This is a genomic window from Sphingomonas sp. GC_Shp_6 (assembly GCF_026540835.1).
Classification (GTDB): domain Bacteria; phylum Pseudomonadota; class Alphaproteobacteria; order Sphingomonadales; family Sphingomonadaceae; genus Sphingomonas.
This window is the reverse complement of sequence record NZ_JALNUO010000030.1, coordinates 1-18,787: the sequence shown is the minus strand read 5'-3', so window position 1 is coordinate 18,787 and position 18,787 is coordinate 1. Positions and strand designations below refer to the sequence as shown.

The following is an 18,787-nucleotide window of genomic DNA, read 5'->3' as shown; positions in this document are numbered from 1 at the left end:
GGCCTGCCACGTTGGTCTGACAGAACCCCATACGAGGTTAATCGATCCCCGACATCAACCGCGCTGGTACGGCACGCAGGTAAAACCTTGGCCTAATCACAATGCAGAAATGGCTAAATTCCGCCATTTCAACCTTGCAGACATCCCTCTCATGGGGGTCAACCGACAACATGATGCCCCGCCCGCCCTTTCCGTCGCGAGGCTGGCGCGCGTGACGGGCTCCGCCTGACCGCCAGCGCCAGACCTTCAGCGATAAGGCGTCATCGACGCCGGACGCGCGGCCACCGACACCGCCCAGCGCGTGTCGGGCATAGCCTGCATCCGGAATCGCAGTTCGCCGCCCGCCATGATCTCGGCATGGCGGAGATACACCCGGTCGAGCGGCCGGCCGTTCAGCGTCACCGCGCCGACATAGCGGTTCGCCTCCGACAAGCCGTCCGCGACGATCGTGAAGCGCCGCCCGCCCCGCAGCGCGATCACGGCGCGATCCACGAACGGTCGGCCGATCGCATATTCGCCGCTGCCCGGCGTGACCGGATAGAAGCCAAGCCCGGTGAAGACGAGCCATGCCGACATCTGGCCCAGATCGTCGTTCCCCGCCAGGCCGTCAGGCGTGGGCTTGTACTGGCTGTCGACGATCTGCTTCAGCCGCGCCTGGGTCCGCCACGGTGCGCCGGCGTAATCGTAGAGATAGGCGACATGGTGGCTCGGCTCGTTGCCATGGATGTATTGGCCGATCAGCCCGGCGATATCCTCGGCATGGCTATAGTCGAGCTTCGAATTGTCATAGTCGAACATCGCGTCGAGCTTTGCGACGGTCTTCGCATCGCTACCCAGTATCGTGACGAGGCCGCCCAGATCCTGCGGCACGAACCAGCTATATTGCCAGGCATTACCCTCGGTATAATCCGATCCATAGTTGATCGCGGTGGGATCGAACGGCGTGCGGAATGCGCCCGTGGACAGGCGCGCTCGGACGAAGCCGGTGGCGGGATCGAAGCTGTTGCGCCAGTTGCCGGCGCGCTTCTCGAACTGGTCGGCTATGTCGGTGCGGCCGAGCTTTCGCGCCATCCGCGCGATCGTCCAGTCGTCATAGGCATATTCAACCGTCTTGGACGCCGCCTCGGGCTCCTGTTCGATCGGCACATAGCCGCGCGCCATATACGCGCCGAGCCCGCCATAAGGCGCATAGGTGGCGCTGGCGACCATCGCATCCAGCGCGGCGTTCGCGTCGAAGCCACCGATACCCTTCAGATAGGCGTCCGCGATCACCGGCACCGCGTGATAGCCGATCATCGTCCATGTCTCGGCACCCGCGAACTGCCACACCGGCAGGATGCCGAACGCGCTTTCCTGCTGGCTCGCGATCAGCGAACGCACGACATCGGTGGTCGTGCTGGCGGGTTGCACGATCGTGAGCAGCGGATGCTCGGCGCGGAACGTGTCCCACAGCGAAAAGGTCGAGCGGAAGGTGAAGCCGTCCGCGACATGCACCTGCCCGTCGGGCCCGCGATAGCGGCCGTCCGCGTCGCTCCACACCGACGGCGCGAGCAGCGCGTGGTAGAGCGCGGTGTAGAGGCTGGTGCGGATCGGCCTGGGCGCATCGATCGCGACCGCGCCCAACGCCGTCTCCCACGCCGCGCGCGTCCTCGCGCGGATCGCGTCGAAATTGCCCGGTTCGGAATCGAGGTTCGCGATCGCGCCCGCCTCGTCTACCCCCGATAGGCCGACACGCACTTCCAGCGGCCGGGCGAGCGGCCCGAAATCGAGCCGCGCGACCAGCGCCCGCCCGAGCCGTTCGGGCACCGCATCGCTGCCGCGCCCCGGCCCCTGGAATCCCCTATAGGCGACGCCCGTCTCGGTATCGACGAAGCCATGGCCGGTGATCGGCGCGGAAAAGCGCATGGCGAAGAACAGCTTGCGCCCCGGCGCCCAGCCCCGCGTCTCGCGCGATCCGGTGAGCGTGCCGTCGGGGCGCAACCGCAACATCGACCATAGGATCTTGCCCGGATAGGCATAGAGCGACGTGCGCAGATCGATCACCAGATGCGCATCAGCGTTGTCGGCGAAGGTATAGCGATGCACGCCGATGCGCGTGCCCGCGGTCATCTCCGCGCGCACCCTAGCATCGTCGAGCGTTACCGCATAATAGCCGGGCTGCGCCGTCTCGTTTGCATGCGCGAAGCGCGATCGATAGCCCGAGCCCGGCAGCTTGGAATCGCCCGGCTCCAGCGGCACGCGGGCGCCCGATACCGGCATCACCAGAATGTCGCCGAGATCGCTATGCCCCGCGCCCGAGAAATGCGTGTGGCTGAAGCCCTGGATCGTCGGATCCTCGTAGCGATAGCCCGCCGCATGGCCATAGCAGCTGCGGATCACGCAGGACGTATCGGTGTCGGGCGACAATTGCACCATGCCGAACGGCGCGGTGGCGCCGGGAAAGGTATGCCCCTCCCCACCCGTTCCGATCATCGGATCGACGGCGGCATAGGGTGTGGGCGGCGCTGGCGCGGTCTGCGCGGCGGCGATCGACGGGAGGAGCAGGGTCAGGGCGAAAGCGATGCGCATAAACGCAGTAAAGCAGTTCGTTGCGGCACCGTCATCCCCGGATGAACCTTGCCCCCGGCGCTCCGTTTGGCACAGGATGGGGCATGAAGGAGACGCGGGTGGATAGCAGGATCGGACGGCGCGGGTTTATGGGCGGCGGGCTCGCGCTCGCGGCCGCGCCTGTCTTCGCGCAAGAGGGTGCGAGCGCGGTCGACTGGCATGCGCTCGCCGCCGACGTCCGGGCCGAGATGCGCTGGGCCTGGGCGAACTACCGCGCGCATGCCTGGGGCCGCGACCAGATCCTGCCGATCAGCGGCGGCTATGAGAGCTTTCCGCTCAAGACCCATCATCTGGGCCTCAGCCTGATCGAGGCGATGGACACGCTGTGGGTGATGGGCCTCGACGCCGAATTCGCCGAGGCGCAGCGCTGGGTGCGGGCGCATCTGAGCTTCGACGTCGACGGCGAGGTCTCGGTCTTCGAGACCGCGATCCGCCTGCTCGGCGGACTGTTATCGGCGCATCACGCGAGCGGCGATCCGATGCTGCTGGCGCACGCCCGCGATCTCGGCAACCGGCTGCTCCCGGCCTTCGCCACGCCGACCGGCATGCCGCATCGCTTCGTCAATCTGCGCACCGGCGCCACACGCGGCACGCGGACCAATCCCGCCGAGATCGGCACCTACCTCCCCGAATTCGGCACGCTGAGCCGGCTGACCGGCGATCCGCGCTATCACGACGCCGCCAAGCGCGCGCAGGTCGCGCTGTTCGCGCGCCGCTCGACGATCGGGCTGCTGGCGGACGGGATCGATTCCGATACCGGCATCTGGCTTACCCGCCGCGCGACCGTGGGGCCGCCGTCGGACAGCTACTACGAATATCTGTGGGACGGCTGGCAGCTCTTCGGCGACCGGGACTGCAAGGCGATGTACGATGTCTGCACCGCGGCGATCGTCAAATACCAGGCGGTGCGCGCGGGCCCGCACACTTGGTTCGGCGATGTGGATTTTGAAACCGGCGGCCCGCTGAGTGCACAGCAGGACGAACTCGCCGCCTTCTATGGCGGCCTGCTCGCCCAGGGCGGCGCGCCCGCGCTGGGCGCCGCCTATACCCGCGCCTGGGCGGCGGTGCAGGACCGGTTCGGCATCCTGCCCGAGGGCTATGACTATCTGACCGGCGAGGCGTTCGCGCCCACCAACGCGCTGCGCCCCGAACTCGCCGATGCCGCGTTCAACCATTGGCTGCTCGACCGCGCACCGGAATGGCGGATGATCGGGCGCACCAATTATCTAAACATGAAACGCTTCAACCGCGCGCGCTTCGGCTATGCCCAGATCGAGGACATGCGCGTGCAGCCGATGGTGCAATCGGATCATTGCCCGGGCTATTGGTGGTCCGAGCAGATGAAATATTATTATCTGCTGTTCTCGGACACGCCGCGCTTCGATTACGCGCGCAACTATCTGTCGACGGAGGGCAATGTGTTGCTAGGCTTGCGCAACGCATGACGCCGCGCGTGATCGTGATGATGGGCGTATCGGGATCGGGCAAGTCGACCGTGGGCGCGATGCTGGCGAAACGGCTGGGATGCCCGTTCGAGGAGGGCGACGATCTCCACCCGCCCGCCAACATCGCCAAGATGAGCGCTGGGATCGCGCTCGACGATACCGATCGCGCGCCATGGCTGGCCGCGGTCGGGCACTGGATCGCGGAGCGCGGCGATGGCTGGGGCGTGGTCAGTTGCTCGGCGCTGAAGCGGGATTATCGCGACGCCTTGCGCGCCGCCGGCCGCCCCACGCTCGGCTTCGTCCTGCTCGACACCGACGAGGCGACGCTGCGCGACCGGCTGGTCCACCGGACACACTTCATGCCGGTGTCGCTGCTCGACAGCCAATTGGCCACGCTGGAGCGGCCCGGCACCGACGAACGCGCACTGACCCTCCAAGAACAGGGCGGCACGGCGGCGGCGTGCGATGCGATCGAGGGGTGGCTCGCCGGGCTCGGCTAAGCGGGATGGGATCAGCCTGGCAGGATTACGAGATCCGTTCGTGCTGAGCTTGTCGAAGCACGCTCTCCGCAGGCGTGCTTCCGCAGGCGGTACAGGCCCTTCGACAAGCTCAGGGCGACGGTTCAAAGTAACGTCATCAAACTCTAGCGGGCAGGCGGTTATTCCCACTCCATTGTGCCGCCATTACCAGCCCCCTGCTCTGACTGCCACGTTGGTCTGACAGAACCCTCGGCGGCTGCAGCACTATAAAGCGCGGTCATAGCCGAGCCCCTGCAGCCTCGCATCTACTGCTGCCATGCTGCGTCACCCAAATTCAGACATTTTAACCGATTCGATCGTCACCCAATTTAGGTCATCCGTTCATGCGAGCCGACGGCTTTCGTCGAAATTTTATCCGGATATGAATGGCGCAACATGGCTCGGGCCCTTCGACCTGCGGAGCGATACGCGGTCCCCTGTTCATCGTTCCAGCGCAGTCAACGGAAATGCGACGCCCGACATGGTCATTCGCCTGAGCGGGCATGTTCCGCTGATAGCGAGCGACTTCAAACTCAGCGTTGTCTAGGGTAGGAAGACAGTGAGCCGAACGAGGCACCATGACGAGGCTTGAACGCACGAACAACGTGGCCGACCTGCGCCTGATGGCGCAGCGTCGACTGCCGCTACCGATATTCGACTATATCGACGGCGGGGCGGACGACGAACTGTCGTTGCGCCGGAACGTCGGGGCGTTCGCGGACTATGAGCTGATTCCCGACGTCCTCAACGACGTGTCGACAATACGGACCGAGACCAGCATCTTCGGGCAGACGTCGCGTTGGCCGCTGATGCTCGCACCTACCGGGCTCACCCGCATGTTCCATGGGCACGCCGAGCTTGCTGTCGCGCGCGCAGCGGCGCGACATGGGCTCCTTTACAGCCTGTCGACCATGGGCACGACGCGGCTGGAGGAGCTGGCACACGCGTTTGCCGGACCGAAGGTTTTCCAGATCTACATCTTCAAGGATCGCGGCCTGACCGCCGAGTTCGTGGCGCGATGCCGGGCCGCCGGCTTTCACGGCCTTGCGCTGACGGTTGACACACCCGTCGCCGGCAATCGGGAACGCGACAGGGTCAGCGGCCTGTCGCTGCCACCGAAATTGACGCTGCGGTCGTTGCTCAGCTTCGCACTGCACCCGTCCTGGTCGATCCCAGCGATGACCGGGTCCAAGTTCGACCTCGCGAACGTCAGCCACAAGGTCGATGCGCTGGCATCGGGGCCGATGAGCCTGTTCAACTATATCGGCGGTCAGTTCGACCGTTCGATCGGTTGGCGCGATGTTGAATGGCTTGCGCGCGAATGGAACGGGCCGCTCGCGATCAAAGGCGTGATGACCCCGGAGGACGCGCGCCGCTCGATAGCCTCGGGGGCCACGGGTGTGATAATCTCTAACCATGGCGGGCGTCAGCTGGATGGCGCACCCGCCCCGATCGACCAGATCGAGGCCGTGCGCGACGCCGTCGGCGATGCGCCGGATGTGATCTGCGACGGCGGCATCAGGCGCGGCGCGGACGTGGTGAAGGCGCTTGCCCTAGGAGCGACCGCCTGCTCGGTTGGACGCCCCTATCTGTACGGACTGGCCGCGGGCGGTGAGACTGGCGTCGATCGCGTCCTGACGCTGCTACGGGATGAGTTCGAGCGTACCCTGACACTGATGGGCATCAGCGATATCGCCGCGTTATCCCGCCGCCACGTCCGCAATGGTCGAAGTGCGCCGTTGGATGCACGTCAAGAGATGCCAACATAGGCGATCCCGCACATCGACCGTGGTAAAGATCCGAGCGCGAATTACCGTTCCGGAAGCATGGCCGACGGCCTTAAGGGAGTGTTCGATGGCCTTGCACCACCGCGTGATTGGAACGGTCGCGCGTACGATCTGGCGGGTGACTAAACCGCGCACGATAGGTGTCCGGGCGGTGTTGCTGGATCAGAACGATCGCATTGCGCTCGTACGTCATACCTATCTGGATCATTGGTATCTGCCCGGTGGCGGTGTCAAAAAGGGCGAGAGCATCGAACAGGCGCTGTTCCGGGAGATCGAGGAAGAGGTCGCGGTGACGGGACCGATCATCGAGCGCGTCTTGGGCGTTTATTACAGTCGCTACGAAGGCAAGGACGACCATATCATCGTCTACGCCACCCGCGCCCGGTGCGAACGGGACTCCACCCTGCGCCGCGCCGATCTTCTGGAGATCGCCGATGCGCAATGGTTCCCGTTGGATCGACTCCCCGCCTCGACGTCTCCCGCTACCGCGCGCCGTATCGCGGAGTATCGCGACGGGCTAACCGGGAGCGGCACTTGGTGATCGCTACGCACTTCGATTGAACGCACCGACGCTATCGGTAAGCGCATCGCCACCATTTTTTGCGCTGGGGGCTCGGGTCAGCATAGCGGTTGTTCGAACAGGCATGGTCGAATGCGATAGGCTTAACCGATGCAGACCGACCATGCCGCCGACGGGTACTGTCAATCTAACCGAAATCTAATTCGCTTGCCCGCTGCCACGCATCTTACTGAAGCCATTTGGCGGGCTTGAACCGAGACATTCCGGGACCAACTGGGTCCGAAGGACGAACGATAATCGTCCGCTAGTGTGCCTAACCAGATAGGGAATTCGCTGCACCTTAGCTGAGAAAGTGCCAACTCGTCTGTCGATCCAGCGGTTCGGCACACCAAGCGATCCGATCTGCAATCTCGGTCGTGCTACGATCGCCGACATGCAAGACGATCATTCTTCCGAAATAGCATCGACGACAATCAAGACGACGGCCGGGGCCGTCCGTGGATCGCGCGTTGGCGGCATTCGACGCTTCCTGGGCATTCCCTACGCCGCACCACCGGCGGGCGCGCTGCGGTTCAGCGAACCACAGCCTGTAGCCGCGTCGGTCACCATTCGCGACGCCACCCGACCCGGGCCCAATGCGCCGCAGCGCATCCGTGACGTTCCCGGACTTGCCGTCCGGGCGCTCGTCGGCGACGGTTGGGTAGAAGGTGACGATTACCTAACGCTTAATGTCTGGACGCCCGAGAGCGGCACGACGCTCCCTGTGATGGTCTTCATACATGGCGGTGGGTTCGTGCTCGGAAGCAAGGACGCGCCGGTGCAGGACGGCAGCAGCTTCGCGCGCGACGGGGTGGTCTGCGTCGCGATGAATTACAGGATGGGGATCAATGGGTTCCTGCCGATCCCCGGCGTTCCGACCAATCTGGGGCTGCGCGACATGATAGCGTCGCTCCGTTGGGTGCAGGACAATATCGCGTCGTTCGGCGGCGATGCGGGCAACGTCACCGTCTTCGGCGAATCGGCAGGTGCGATGGCAATCGCCGACCTGATGACCTCGCCGCTGGCCAAAGGTCTGTTCCACCGCGCCATCATTGAAAGCGGGCATGGCGGTATGACGCGCGACGTCACCATCGCGCAGCGGTTGGTGAAGAAGCTCGCGAAGCTGCTCAAGATCGCCCCCGATCGCACCGGGTTCGCGAGCATCGCGCCGGGCGATGCACTCGACGCGGTCGAGAAGGTCTCGCTTCCGATGACCCGGCTCGACCTGCGGGGGCCGGACGGGAGGGAGCCGGTGTTCGGGATCAGCCGCTTCGTGCCCGTGCATGGCGACGACGTGCTGCCCGAACCGCCGCTGGACGCGCTGAAGAAGGGTGCGGGCGCGGAGATCGATCTGCTGATCGGGACAAATGCCGAAGAGATGAACCTCTACCTCATCCCCAGCGGGGTGCGCGATAAGATCGGCCGGTTGCTCGCTACCTATGTGCTGCATCGCTCGCAGCCCAATGCGCGCAAGGTGCTGCGCGCCTATGGTATGGGGCAGAAAGGGCGAAAGCCCGGACAGGCGCTGACCGACGCGATGAACGACCTTGTATTCCGCTGGCCCGCGCGGCGTTTTGCCGAGGAGCATCAGGGCCGCACGCATGTTTACGAATTCGAGTGGCGGTCTCCGCTGTTCGGTGGCGAGCTTGGTGCATCACATGCGATGGAAGTGCCCTTCGTTTTCGATACGCTGCCTGTCGCGACCGGGAACGAAGGGCTGTGTGGCCCGAACCCGCCCCAGGCGTTGGCCGAGCGCGTCCACAAGATATGGCTCGATTTCGCGCGAGATGGAACGCTGCCATGGCCTGCCTTCACGCGCGAAAACCGCAACGTTCACCACCTCGCCGCAGCAGAAACCATCCACGAACGGCCGATGGCGGCCGCCCCTTTCCTCCCATGATCGTCGCGCCGCACGGCCAACTACGCGAGCCGATTGGCATAGCAAAGGTACCTTTCAGGTAGGTCTTATACCGTCCATACCGCTCAAATCCGAGCAGCCGCCCGAGCCGCCGGAGACGGAGAGGATCTTTCATGCGCCACCGCACTTTGCTCATTCTCGCGACGTCGGTCGCCGCCATGACCGCGCCCGGCGTCGTTCGCGCGCAGGAAGCGCCGCAAGCGACCAATGCGACGACTGGCACGCCGTCCGATCCCAATCTGAAGATACAGGAGGGCGAGCCGACTGTCGGGAACGACATCGTTGTCACGGCAAGGCAGCGTCAGGAACGCCTTCAGGACGTGCCGATCGCCGTAACTGCCATCTCGGGCGATGCGATCAAACAGCAGCAGCTCGTCCTCATCAAGGACGTGGCGGCCTATTCGCCCGGCCTCAATATCAATTCGGACAGTGCAGGCCGCGCCTTCATTTCGATCCGCGGCGTTGGCACAACGCTCATCGATTCGGTACAGCCAGGCGTCGGACTGTTCATCGACGGCGTGTACCAGCCCAACACGTCCTATCTCAATTCGCCGTTGGTTGACGTAGAACGCGTCGAGGTTTTGCGCGGACCGCAGGGCACGCTGTTCGGCAACAACACGCTGGGTGGTGCGATCAACGTCATCACGCGGCAGCCTACCAACGAGTGGCACGTCCGACTGGACGGCAGCCTGGCGGGCGGCGACAATTTCGCCAGCGCTTCCGGCAGCATCAGCGGTCCGATCATCAAGGACGTGCTGCAGTTCCGGGTCGGCGCCGCCTATCACACGCAGGACGGGTTTGAACGGAATGCGCTGGCGGGCGGCAACCAGAATCCGCTGGAGACGAAGAGCGTCAACGGCACGCTGCGCTTCACGCCGACGCCCTGGGCGACATTCACGCTCAACGCCAACTACGACCGCGTGTTCGGCGGCAGCGTGCCGTATTTCACATCGACCGGCCCCACCGATTATTCGCTGAATGGCCAGACGAACTCGCTTAGCCTCGTCACAATCGACTATTACGGCGTCAATTTGAAGGGCGAGTTCCAGGTCGATCCGATCAAGACGAAGATCACCGCGATCGGTGCATATAACGAGAGTGATGCAACGAGCTTCGCCGATGGCGACTTCAGCCCGATCGACTTCCTGCGCGCGACACAGGACCGTACGCTCAAGACCTATACCGGAGAGCTTCGCTTCGACACGCAGTGGAGCGACAAGTTCTCGACGCTGATCGGCGGCTTCGTCAGCCACTATACGACGTTCGCGTTCGGGACGAGCACCATCGTGCCGCTCGCGCTAACGATACCCACCACCGCCACTTCCACCGACAACAACCAGGCGATCTTCGGAACCGCCTTCCTAAAGCTGGGCGAGACGATCGATATCGCGGCGGGCCTGCGCTACGACCATCAAAAGCTAAACGCCTCGACCGCCGGGTTGCCCGCCGCATATGAAGCGAACAACTTCGAACCACGTGTCACGCTGACCAAGCATTGGAGCCACGACTTCATGACCTATGCCTCGGTCGCGCGCGGCGTGCGCGGCGGCGGGCAGAACGGCCCCGGCGCACCTAACCTAACCTACAAGGGCGACAGCGTCTGGACGTATGAGGTCGGCACCAAGTTGACCGCGCTGGACAACAAGCTGACCGCGGACGCCGACGTGTTCTACAACGACTACAGCGACTACATCGGTCCGAACGCGCTGGCACCCAGCACCATCGTCTCGCCGACGACCGGCCAGCCGGTGGGTTTCGTTGCGATCAATCTCAACACGGGCAAGGTCAAGAGCTACGGCCTGGAAGCCGAGGTCAGCTATGCGATCACGCCCGACTGGCGGGTCTACGGCAACGCGACGGCACTACACGCGCGGGTGACCGACTCCAGCGAGTTCCAAGGTACGACCGGTTACGCCTATCCGGGAAATCGCATCCCGTTCGTGCCCGATTTCAATTACACCGTCGGCAGCAACTTCCGCGTGCCGCTGCCGCATGGGCAAGCGATCGTGCTTGACGCGAATGTCATCGGCAAGGGGCGCCGGGCCGCGAGCACGCTGGATGCCACCTCTTTGCCATTCCTCGACGGCTACACGCTCGTGAACGCCTCGCTGGTCTGGCAAACGCCACATTTCGACGTCGGCGTATTTGCAACGAACCTCACCGATGCGAAATACATCGAGTCCTATATCGACAAGTCGGCACTAGCGCGTGCAGGCGTGCCGGCCTTCCTGGTCAACAACCTGGTCATCCAGGGCAACCGGCAGCGCATCGGCCTGCGCGGTACGATCCGGTTCTGATCGCATGAACGCTCCCGCCTTCATCCACGAGCCGGTGACACTGCCTGTGACGTTCGTGCAGGCGCTGGAGCGGCGCTTCGGCGAGCGCTTCCACGTCACCGAGGCGATGCGGACCCAGCACGGGCGCAGTGAAGCACATTTCGCGGCGATGCCCCCCGACGCGGTGGTGTTCGCACAGTCGACAGACGACGTGGTTGCGCTGGTCGAACTGTGCGTCGCCGCGAACGTGCCGATCGTACCGTTCGGCGCGGGCACGTCGATCGAGGGAAACGCTCTCGCGGTACGAGGCGGTGTAAGCGTCAATTTGTCGCAGATGGACGCGATCGTTGCCGTCAACGCGGAGGACTTCGACTGCACCGTCCAGGCGGGGGTCCGACGCGAACAGCTGAACGACCATTTGCGCGATACCGGATTGTTCTTTCCGATCGATCCGGGCGCCAACGCCACGATAGGCGGCATGACCTCGACACGCGCGAGCGGCACCAATGCAGTGCGCTACGGTACGATGCGCGAGGCTGTGCTGTCGCTGACGATCGTCACTCCTGATGCACGCGTGATCCGCACCAGTCGACGCGCTCGAAAGTCGGCGGCGGGCTACGATCTCACCCGGCTCTACGTCGGCAGCGAGGGAACGCTCGGAATCATCACAGAGGTGACGCTGCGGTTGCATCCGATCCCCGAGACGATCTCCTCTGCCGTCTGCGGGTTCGAGTCGCTGGACGGCGCGGTGGCGACGGTGGTTCAGGCGATTCAGCTCGGCGTACCGCTCGCGCGCGTTGAAATCCTCGACGACATGCAAATCCACGCGGTCAATCGCTGGTCGAAGCTCGACCTGCCCGAGGTGACGACGCTGTTTTTCGAATTCCACGGCTCCCCCGCGGGGGTCGCCGAGCAGGTCGAGACGGTTCGTGCCTTGGCAAGCGACAATGGCGGCGGCGATTTCGCCTGGTCAAACCTGCCCGAGGAACGCGCCCGGCTGTGGAAGGCTCGGCACGAGGCCTATTATGCGTCCATCAACCTGCGCCCCGGCGCTGTCGGCCTGACGACGGACGTATGCGTTCCGATCAGCCGCCTGCCCGAATGCATCGCCGAGACCAAACGCGACCTCGCGACCACGGATGTGCCTGCGACGATCCTAGGACATGTCGGCGACGGCAATTTTCACGTCATCTTCGCGATCGATCCCAACAAACCCGACGAGTTCACCGAGGTGAAGGCGATCAATGCGAGGCTCGTCGAACGCGCGCTGGCTATGGACGGCACTTGCACCGGCGAGCATGGCATCGGCATCGGCAAGCAGGAGTGGCTCGTCGCCGAACTAGGTGACGCGGTCGACTTGATGCGCACCATCAAGCGCGCTCTCGACCCGAAAGACCTGTTCAATCCCGGCAAGATCTTCGCGCTCTGACCCCAAGGAACCATCCTATGGACACGCTGCATCTCGTCGACCCTGAACTAAGGCCACTGCTCGACGTTTTTCCGCGCGTCGAACTGTCCCCGGAGAATTTCGCGGCGATGCGCGCGCGAGAGATACCGCTGCCCCCGGTCGACCGGACGACGACCACGCTCGATATACTAACCGTCCCCGGCCCCGATGGAGCACCCGACGTCCGTATGCACGTCTATCGCCCGATCGGCGCGACCGGCCCACTGCCGTGCATCTACCACATTCATGGCGGCGGATATGTCGGTGGCTCGGCGGCAGAGATCGAGCCGTTGCACCGGCCGCTCGCCGCCGAACTCGGCTGCGCGATCGTCTCGGTCGACTACCGCCTCGCCCCCGAGACGATATTCCCAGGCGCGATCGAGGATTGCTATGCCGGGCTCGCTTGGACATTCGGCCACGCCGGCGATCTCGGCATCGACTCAACGCGGATTGGGGTGATGGGCGAGAGCGCGGGTGGCGGGCTTGCGGCGGCGCTCGCGCTGATGACGCGCGATCGCGGAGACTACCCCCTCGCCTTCCAGCACCTGATCTATCCGATGATCGACGACCGCACATGCGTCCGCGAACCGCACCCGACTGCTGGTGAGTTCATCTGGCATGCCCACAACAACGCCTTCGGCTGGACGGCGCTGCTAGGGCACGAACCGGGCATCGATGGTGTTTCGCCCTATGCCGCCGCATCCAGGGCGACCGATCTGACCGGACTACCGCGAACCTATATCTCAACCGGCGCGCTTGATCTTTTCGTCGACGAGGACATCGATTATGCCCAGCGGCTGAACCGCGCAGGCGTGCCGATCGAACTGCACGTCTATCCCGGCGGCTATCACGGCTTCGATTTCTTCGCCGCCGCCCCCGTCTCGCTGCAGGCGCGGCGCGACAGCAACGCCGGCCTCGCCCGAGCGCTAGCGGCATGAGCACCGCGCAACCGAGGACGTTCGCACGCGCGCTGCCGCCGTTGCTTGTGCTCGCGCTCGCGATGGCACTCGGGTTCACGACGATGGGCTCGTTCAGCATGGTGCAGGAAGGCGCCAAGCTGGAAATGGGACTTACCGATAAGGCGTTGGGGCTGATCCAAGGCCTGTCCGCGGCGATACCCCTGGCGCTTTTCTCGATCCCAATCGGCATCCTGGTCGATCGCGGCCGGCGTGTGCGGCTACTGGCCGTGATGGCGTCGATCTGGACGCTGGGCACCGTCGTCACCGCTTTCGCGCCGAGCGCCACGATCCTGTTCATCGGCCGTATGCTGACCGGTATCGGCACGACGGGCGGACTGACCGCCGCCCTGTCACTCGGGGCGGACCTTTGCGCGCCGGCGCATCGCGGGCGGGCGCTACTGATCGTGACGCTCGGCAAGACGCTTGGTGTCGCGCTCGCTTTCGGACTTTCGGGCGCGCTGCTTGGCTGGTTCCTACATGGTGCGGTTCTTCCCTACCTGCCGCCGCTAGGGCCTTGGCGCAGCGTGCATGTCGCACTCGCTGTTCTCTCAGTAGTTGCGTGCCTCCCGATTCTGATGATGCAGGAGCCTGCGCGGCAGGAGGTGACGGCAGGCGTGCATGCGCCGTTCCGCATCGTTGCGGCCGAACTCTGGGCGCGGCGGAGGTTCCTGGTGCCCCTGTTCGTCGGTCAGGTCAGCGTCGTAATGGCCGACGCGGCCGCTGGCATCTGGGCCGCACCGATCCTTCAGCGCAATTATCACCTAACACCCGACCAGTTCGCCGGGTGGATGGGCATGCTGATCTTCATCACCGGTCTAGTCGGTACTATCGTCGGCGGTTTCACCGCCGACGTGGGACACAATAGTGGCAGGCGTGGCGGCGTACTGTTCAGCTCGTTCGCAGCGGCGCTCATCGGCATCCCCACGGCACTCTTCGCCATTGCCCCTAACGTCCCACTGTTTGCCGTTGCACTCGGCGCGCTGGTACTTTGCGGTACAATCACCGGGCTTGGTACCTCGGTCGCGCTCACCGTGCTTATTCCCAACGAATTGCGGGGGCTCTGCATCGGCGCGTTTATCGCGGTCGCGGGCGTTATCGGATACGGCGTTGCGCCATCGCTCGTGACTCTCACCAGCGATGCTCTCGGGGGCGAGACTCACCTGGGCGCCGGCCAAGCGATCGTCGGCGTGATTGTCAGCCTGATCGCCGCAGCGATGTTCCTCGTCGCAATTCGTCGCGCGCCTTTCGGTCCGGAGATCGAACCTCTCTGATAGATGTTGCGGCACAGCTATCGGATAGCTATGCAGTGGTACGAGCTCGAGCATACGGGCCGCGACAGGAGGCAGGATGAAGCAGCGCATCGACGTTTCGCCAGAAATGGTGACGTTCATCGGCAATGGGCCGATCGACCGCACCGGCTGGCCGATCGGATCGGTAATCCTCGCGATACGCCCGAACGAGGCGTTGTTGTGCGTGTCAGACGATCCGCTTGCCCACGATCTGGTTCTCGTCGTGGCAGAGGCAGCGTGTCAGCGCATTTTCGGCTTCGTCCCCGAAACGGCCGGGGCGTCATGGCATTTGCCGAGTGCGATCCGCGAGATCGCGATGGGGTTGCGCGATTGTCCGCTGGCCGAGCCCGCGCGCGCGACGCTGCGGCTGGCCAAGAGCATCGAGCTGCTTTGCATGATCGTCGAAGCGCTCCGCGAGGGCGCGCTCGTCCCAGCGGACGGCGCAGGCGAATGGTCCGAGCTCGATACGCAGCGAATCGTGGCGGCGCGGCGACTGATCGACGAACGCTGGCACGAAAAGCTGACGCTCGATGGGATTGCGCGCGCCTGCGGGCTCAATCGCTCCAAATTGACGCGAGGTTTCCGCAGCATGTTCGCCTGCAGCGTCAACGACGCTATTGCCGAGCGGCGGCTGGGCGGCGCGCGGCAGATGCTACTGGCCACCGACCTGCCGATCGCATCCGTCGGTTATCGCTGCGGCTATTTCAACAATGCGAGCTTCGCACGCGCCTTTGGTCGCCGCTTCGGCGAAGCGCCGTCGCAGATCCGCGCACAGAGGGCTGCGGCATGACGACGGGCACCGACGGCTCGCTCGTCGACCAGGCGATGCGTCGCGTCCGCGACCACATCCGAGCAAACTGCCTGAAGGTCGGCGACACGCTGCCGGGCGAAGGCCGCTTCGCCGAGGATCTAGGAGTCAGCCGCGCAGTGATGCGCGAGGCGTTCGGCGCGTTGGCGGCGCTAAGGCTGCTCGATGTCGGCAACGGACGCAAGCCGCGCGTCGGCGCGATCGACGGATCGGTGATGGCCGCGTCGATCAACCACGCGGTCGCCACCGCCCAGATCTCCACGACCGAGGTCTGGGACGTGCGACGCACACTCGAACTGCGGACCGCCGAACTTGCCGCACAGCATCGCACGACGGCGGAGGCGCGTTGGATCGTCGATGCAGCCGAAGCCATGCGCAATGCCGGCAGTGATCTCGACGCAGTGACACATCACGACATAGCCTTCCACCAGGCCATCGCTGAAGCCAGCCGCAACGCGCTGTTCCTGCAGATTGTGCGCTCGTTCGAAGCGCTTATGCGCGTTGCGGTCCCGACCGCCTGGCACACACGCGAGACCGCGGCGCAGCGCGAAGCGGTCTTCGCCTCGCACCACGACATCGCCGAAGCCATCGCCCGCAGCGATCCAGCTCGGGCAAGCATGCTAATGGATCGGCACTTCGACGCAACCATCGCGGATCGGCTGGCTAACGGGAACGGCGACAGTCTCGATCGAACGCTGCTGCAATGATCTCATTGTCCCGCGTGACGCTAAGGCATCTGCCCAATGCCGTCGCGACGCCGCGCTACGATCCGGCGACAATCAAGCCTGGCATCGTGCACCTGGGGCTCGGCAATTTCCACCGCGCGCACATGGCCCGCTATACTCACGCATTGATGGACGCGGCCCCCGCGGCGCAGCGCTGGGGAATCGTAGGCGCGACGCTGCTACCCGGCGATGCGTCGACGATCGCGGCGCTTTCAGCGCAGGACGGGCTGTATACATTGGTCGAACGCGACGAAGGCTATGAGAACGCGGCCATCATCGGATCGATCGCGGAAATGGTCGACGCGAGCGGATCGAGCGCCGCGCTACTGGATGCCATCGACCGTCCCGAAATCCGGATCGTAAGCCTTACCGTGACCGAGCATGGCTATTGCCTCGACCGCGCCACCAAGACGCTCGACCTGGCGCATCCGCTCATCCTGCGCGATCTGGCACGGACCGATCGGCCTGCCAGCGCGATCGGCGTTCTGGTCGAGGCGTATCGGCGGCGACGGGCAGCGGGTGCCCGTGCCTTCACGGCGCTAAGTTGCGACAATATTCAGCACAACGGCGCGGTGCTGCGTGCCGCGGTGCTTGCCCTGGCGCAGGTACGTGATCCCGAGCTTGCCGCCTGGATCGCCCGGGAAGCACGCTTTCCCAACACGATGGTGGACCGCATTACGCCGGTAACGCAACCGGACGATGCCGCCGCACTGGCCGAACGCCACGGCGTCATCGATGCCCGCCCCATCTTCTGCGAACGTTTCACGCAATGGGTGATCGAGGACGACTTTGCCGACGGGCGACCGGATTGGGGATCCGTGGGCGCACAGTTCGTCGCCGATGTCGCCCCCTATGAACGGATGAAGCTGCGGCTACTGAACGCCAGCCATCTCGCGATTTCCGCGCTCGGACGGCTGATCGGCTATACCTATGTGGATGAGGCTATGCGCGATCCTGCGCTTGCGCGCTACATGGCGCTGCTAATGGAACGCGAGACTGCTCCGACCGTCCCGCCCGTCCCCGGGATCGATCTTGTCGCCTATCAGCAGATGCTCGTCGCGCGGTTCGCCAACCCGACCATCTGCGATACGGTGGAGCGCGTGAACACCGATGCGGCGCTCTACTATCTCCTCGACCCGATCCGCGACCGGCTTGCGCAGAGGCAGGAGGTCGATCTCCTCGCACTGGCGCTAGCCGCGTGGCTCCGACGCATTCGAGGCGTGGACGAGGCGGGTCGGCCGATCGAGATAAAGCACCCGTTCGCGGCGTCGCTCGTTGCGCAGGCCGGGGCGGGCGGTTCCGACCCCCGACCGCTCCTCTCGATGACGTCGGTGTTCGGAGACCTCGGAAACAATGCGACGTTCGTCGACAAGGTCGGCCGGCACCTCCGTGCGCTCTACGAACGCGGCGCAGCCGACACCGTCCGCGCGGCCTGCACTGCCTGAGGCGCGATCGCTGCGGCGATCGCCTGCGCCGTCGCCACCGCCCCGGCCAACGTCGGATGGAACGGTGCGATGCCTCCGTTTGTCCAGCCCCGCGTCCAGGGAACCGCCGAGCAGGCGTCATGGGTGGCCCCCAGCGCATTCATGTCGACGAGGATCGCCCCGCCGCGCTTTGCGATCGACTTGGTCACGACCGCAAGCTCGTCACCCACGCTGCGCATAGACGCTGCCTCCGCCGCGGTCAGGCCCAGCCGCGTGCAGGTGCCGACCCGCGGCACGATCGCCGGATAGGTGGCGACCACAATCGTCGCCTGTGGAGCCTTTGCGCGGATTGCCCGCAAACTCGCCAACAGATTGCGCTCCAGGGTCTCATACCCGCGATCGGTTCGTGGTCCTTTCCAGGACAGCGCCACCAGCCGCCCGAACAACGTATGCGTGTGGCGCGCCGCCAATTGCGATAGGTCGCCGATATAGCCGATATCGTTGCCGCCGACCGTAATCGTCACCAGCTGCGTTTGAGGCTTGATCGCCGAGATTTGCGCGCGTTGAAAGAATTGACCGCCGCGCAGCACATGCGATGTGACCGCACCGCCGCAGCTCATGTCGACGATAGCCTGATGACGTAGCGCAGCGAGTTGCTGAGGATAACCATTGATGCTGCGCGCGCAGAGCAGCGGACTGCCAGATTGCAGTGGTCCGAGACCGGCGCCCGCTGCAAACGAGCTGCCGAGGGCCACATATTCCGGTCGCCCCACCGGCGTTCGACGCGCTTGATAATATATTACTACTACCGCGACGAGCGCGGCGCAGATGAGCACGCAAGTCAACCCGAGACAGCCGACCTTGATGCTAACCCGTGACACCCACCACCTCCACCAAATTTTTGTTCAAAGACTATGCTGGGTATTTGCAGGCAAGTGAATTATTTGAATTTTTTTGGCGGGCAAATCATGCGACCCTTTAGGCACAAAACAAATTGTTGTCGTGCCCGAGCAGGGTGGCAAACC

General features: G+C 64.5%; 15 protein-coding genes. 13 read left to right on the top strand and 2 right to left on the bottom strand.

Annotated features, from left to right (window positions below; all coding sequences use genetic code 11):
- On the top strand, positions 1-229 hold a 229-nt coding region (locus tag OXQ95_RS18205; RefSeq protein WP_267383010.1), incomplete at its 5' end, for a hypothetical protein.
- A 17-nt stretch (positions 230-246) separates the two neighbouring features.
- On the opposite strand, the gene OXQ95_RS18200 is transcribed toward OXQ95_RS18205, so the two are convergent.
- Positions 247-2,568 carry a GH92 family glycosyl hydrolase gene (locus OXQ95_RS18200; protein WP_267383007.1) on the bottom strand — a complete coding sequence of 774 codons (2,322 nt, stop codon included), beginning with the start codon at positions 2,566-2,568 and terminating at the stop codon, positions 247-249.
- 98 nt (positions 2,569-2,666) lie between these two features.
- On the opposite strand from OXQ95_RS18200, the gene OXQ95_RS18195 reads away from it, so the two are divergent.
- The 12 genes from OXQ95_RS18195 (at position 2,667) to OXQ95_RS18140 (ending at position 17,783) form a co-directional block, all read left to right on the top strand.
- Positions 2,667-4,052 (top strand): glycoside hydrolase family 47 protein, encoded by a 1,386-nt coding sequence (locus tag OXQ95_RS18195; protein ID WP_267383005.1) that lies wholly within the window; start codon positions 2,667-2,669, stop codon positions 4,050-4,052.
- Positions 4,049-4,552 carry a gluconokinase gene (locus tag OXQ95_RS18190; protein ID WP_267383003.1) on the top strand — a complete coding sequence of 168 codons (504 nt, stop codon included), beginning with the start codon at positions 4,049-4,051 and terminating at the stop codon, positions 4,550-4,552. The genes OXQ95_RS18195 and OXQ95_RS18190 overlap by 4 nt, the downstream gene beginning before the upstream one ends.
- Before the next feature lie 596 nt (positions 4,553-5,148).
- Positions 5,149-6,339 carry an alpha-hydroxy acid oxidase gene (locus tag OXQ95_RS18185; protein ID WP_267383001.1) on the top strand — a complete coding sequence of 397 codons (1,191 nt, stop codon included), beginning with the start codon at positions 5,149-5,151 and terminating at the stop codon, positions 6,337-6,339.
- Positions 6,340-6,424: 85 nt separating this feature from the next.
- On the top strand, positions 6,425-6,898 hold the full coding sequence (locus OXQ95_RS18180) for an NUDIX domain-containing protein (RefSeq protein WP_267382999.1): 474 nt from the start codon (positions 6,425-6,427) through the stop codon (positions 6,896-6,898).
- Positions 6,899-7,310: 412 nt separating this feature from the next.
- On the top strand, positions 7,311-8,816 hold the full coding sequence (locus tag OXQ95_RS18175) for a carboxylesterase family protein (protein WP_267382996.1): 1,506 nt from the start codon (positions 7,311-7,313) through the stop codon (positions 8,814-8,816).
- 176 nt (positions 8,817-8,992) lie between these two features.
- Positions 8,993-11,131, top strand: a complete 2,139-nt coding sequence (locus OXQ95_RS18170; RefSeq protein WP_267382993.1) for a TonB-dependent receptor — start codon at positions 8,993-8,995, stop codon at positions 11,129-11,131.
- Between the two features lie 4 nt (positions 11,132-11,135).
- Positions 11,136-12,539 carry an FAD-linked oxidase C-terminal domain-containing protein gene (locus tag OXQ95_RS18165; protein WP_267382990.1) on the top strand — a complete coding sequence of 468 codons (1,404 nt, stop codon included), beginning with the start codon at positions 11,136-11,138 and terminating at the stop codon, positions 12,537-12,539.
- 17 nt (positions 12,540-12,556) lie between these two features.
- Entirely contained in the window at positions 12,557-13,495 is a 939-nt protein-coding gene (locus tag OXQ95_RS18160; protein ID WP_267382986.1) for an alpha/beta hydrolase, read from the top strand.
- Positions 13,492-14,787 carry an MFS transporter gene (locus tag OXQ95_RS18155; RefSeq protein ID WP_267382984.1) on the top strand — a complete coding sequence of 432 codons (1,296 nt, stop codon included), beginning with the start codon at positions 13,492-13,494 and terminating at the stop codon, positions 14,785-14,787. The genes OXQ95_RS18160 and OXQ95_RS18155 overlap by 4 nt, the downstream gene beginning before the upstream one ends.
- A gap of 76 nt (positions 14,788-14,863) precedes the next feature.
- Positions 14,864-15,595, top strand: coding sequence for an AraC family transcriptional regulator (locus OXQ95_RS18150; RefSeq protein ID WP_267382982.1), 732 nt, complete (start codon positions 14,864-14,866; stop codon positions 15,593-15,595).
- Positions 15,592-16,320 (top strand): FCD domain-containing protein, encoded by a 729-nt coding sequence (locus OXQ95_RS18145; RefSeq protein ID WP_267382980.1) that lies wholly within the window; start codon positions 15,592-15,594, stop codon positions 16,318-16,320. Before OXQ95_RS18150 ends, OXQ95_RS18145 begins: the two co-directional genes overlap by 4 nt.
- A complete protein-coding gene (locus OXQ95_RS18140) occupies positions 16,317-17,783 on the top strand; it encodes a mannitol dehydrogenase family protein (protein WP_267382978.1) in 1,467 nt (488 codons plus the stop codon). The genes OXQ95_RS18145 and OXQ95_RS18140 overlap by 4 nt, the downstream gene beginning before the upstream one ends.
- On the opposite strand, the gene OXQ95_RS18135 is transcribed toward OXQ95_RS18140, so the two are convergent.
- A complete protein-coding gene (locus OXQ95_RS18135) occupies positions 17,735-18,598 on the bottom strand; it encodes an SGNH/GDSL hydrolase family protein (RefSeq protein ID WP_267382975.1) in 864 nt (287 codons plus the stop codon). The genes OXQ95_RS18140 and OXQ95_RS18135 overlap by 49 nt on opposite strands.
- Positions 18,599-18,787: the final 189 nt, after the last annotated feature.

What these genes read in the sequence shown, in the direction of transcription:
- OXQ95_RS18200 (WP_267383007.1), bottom strand. Translation starts at nt 2,568, where the DNA reads ATGCGCATCGCTTTCGCCCTGACCCTGCTCCTCCCGTCGATCGCCGCC.
- OXQ95_RS18190 (WP_267383003.1), top strand. Translation starts at nt 4,049, where the DNA reads ATGACGCCGCGCGTGATCGTGATGATGGGCGTATCGGGATCGGGCAAG.
- OXQ95_RS18185 (WP_267383001.1), top strand. Translation starts at nt 5,149, where the DNA reads ATGACGAGGCTTGAACGCACGAACAACGTGGCCGACCTGCGCCTGATG.
- OXQ95_RS18180 (WP_267382999.1), top strand. Translation starts at nt 6,425, where the DNA reads ATGGCCTTGCACCACCGCGTGATTGGAACGGTCGCGCGTACGATCTGG.
- OXQ95_RS18175 (WP_267382996.1), top strand. Translation starts at nt 7,311, where the DNA reads ATGCAAGACGATCATTCTTCCGAAATAGCATCGACGACAATCAAGACG.
- OXQ95_RS18170 (WP_267382993.1), top strand. Translation starts at nt 8,993, where the DNA reads ATGACCGCGCCCGGCGTCGTTCGCGCGCAGGAAGCGCCGCAAGCGACC.
- OXQ95_RS18165 (WP_267382990.1), top strand. Translation starts at nt 11,136, where the DNA reads ATGAACGCTCCCGCCTTCATCCACGAGCCGGTGACACTGCCTGTGACG.
- OXQ95_RS18160 (WP_267382986.1), top strand. Translation starts at nt 12,557, where the DNA reads ATGGACACGCTGCATCTCGTCGACCCTGAACTAAGGCCACTGCTCGAC.
- OXQ95_RS18155 (WP_267382984.1), top strand. Translation starts at nt 13,492, where the DNA reads ATGAGCACCGCGCAACCGAGGACGTTCGCACGCGCGCTGCCGCCGTTG.
- OXQ95_RS18150 (WP_267382982.1), top strand. Translation starts at nt 14,864, where the DNA reads ATGAAGCAGCGCATCGACGTTTCGCCAGAAATGGTGACGTTCATCGGC.
- OXQ95_RS18145 (WP_267382980.1), top strand. Translation starts at nt 15,592, where the DNA reads ATGACGACGGGCACCGACGGCTCGCTCGTCGACCAGGCGATGCGTCGC.
- OXQ95_RS18140 (WP_267382978.1), top strand. Translation starts at nt 16,317, where the DNA reads ATGATCTCATTGTCCCGCGTGACGCTAAGGCATCTGCCCAATGCCGTC.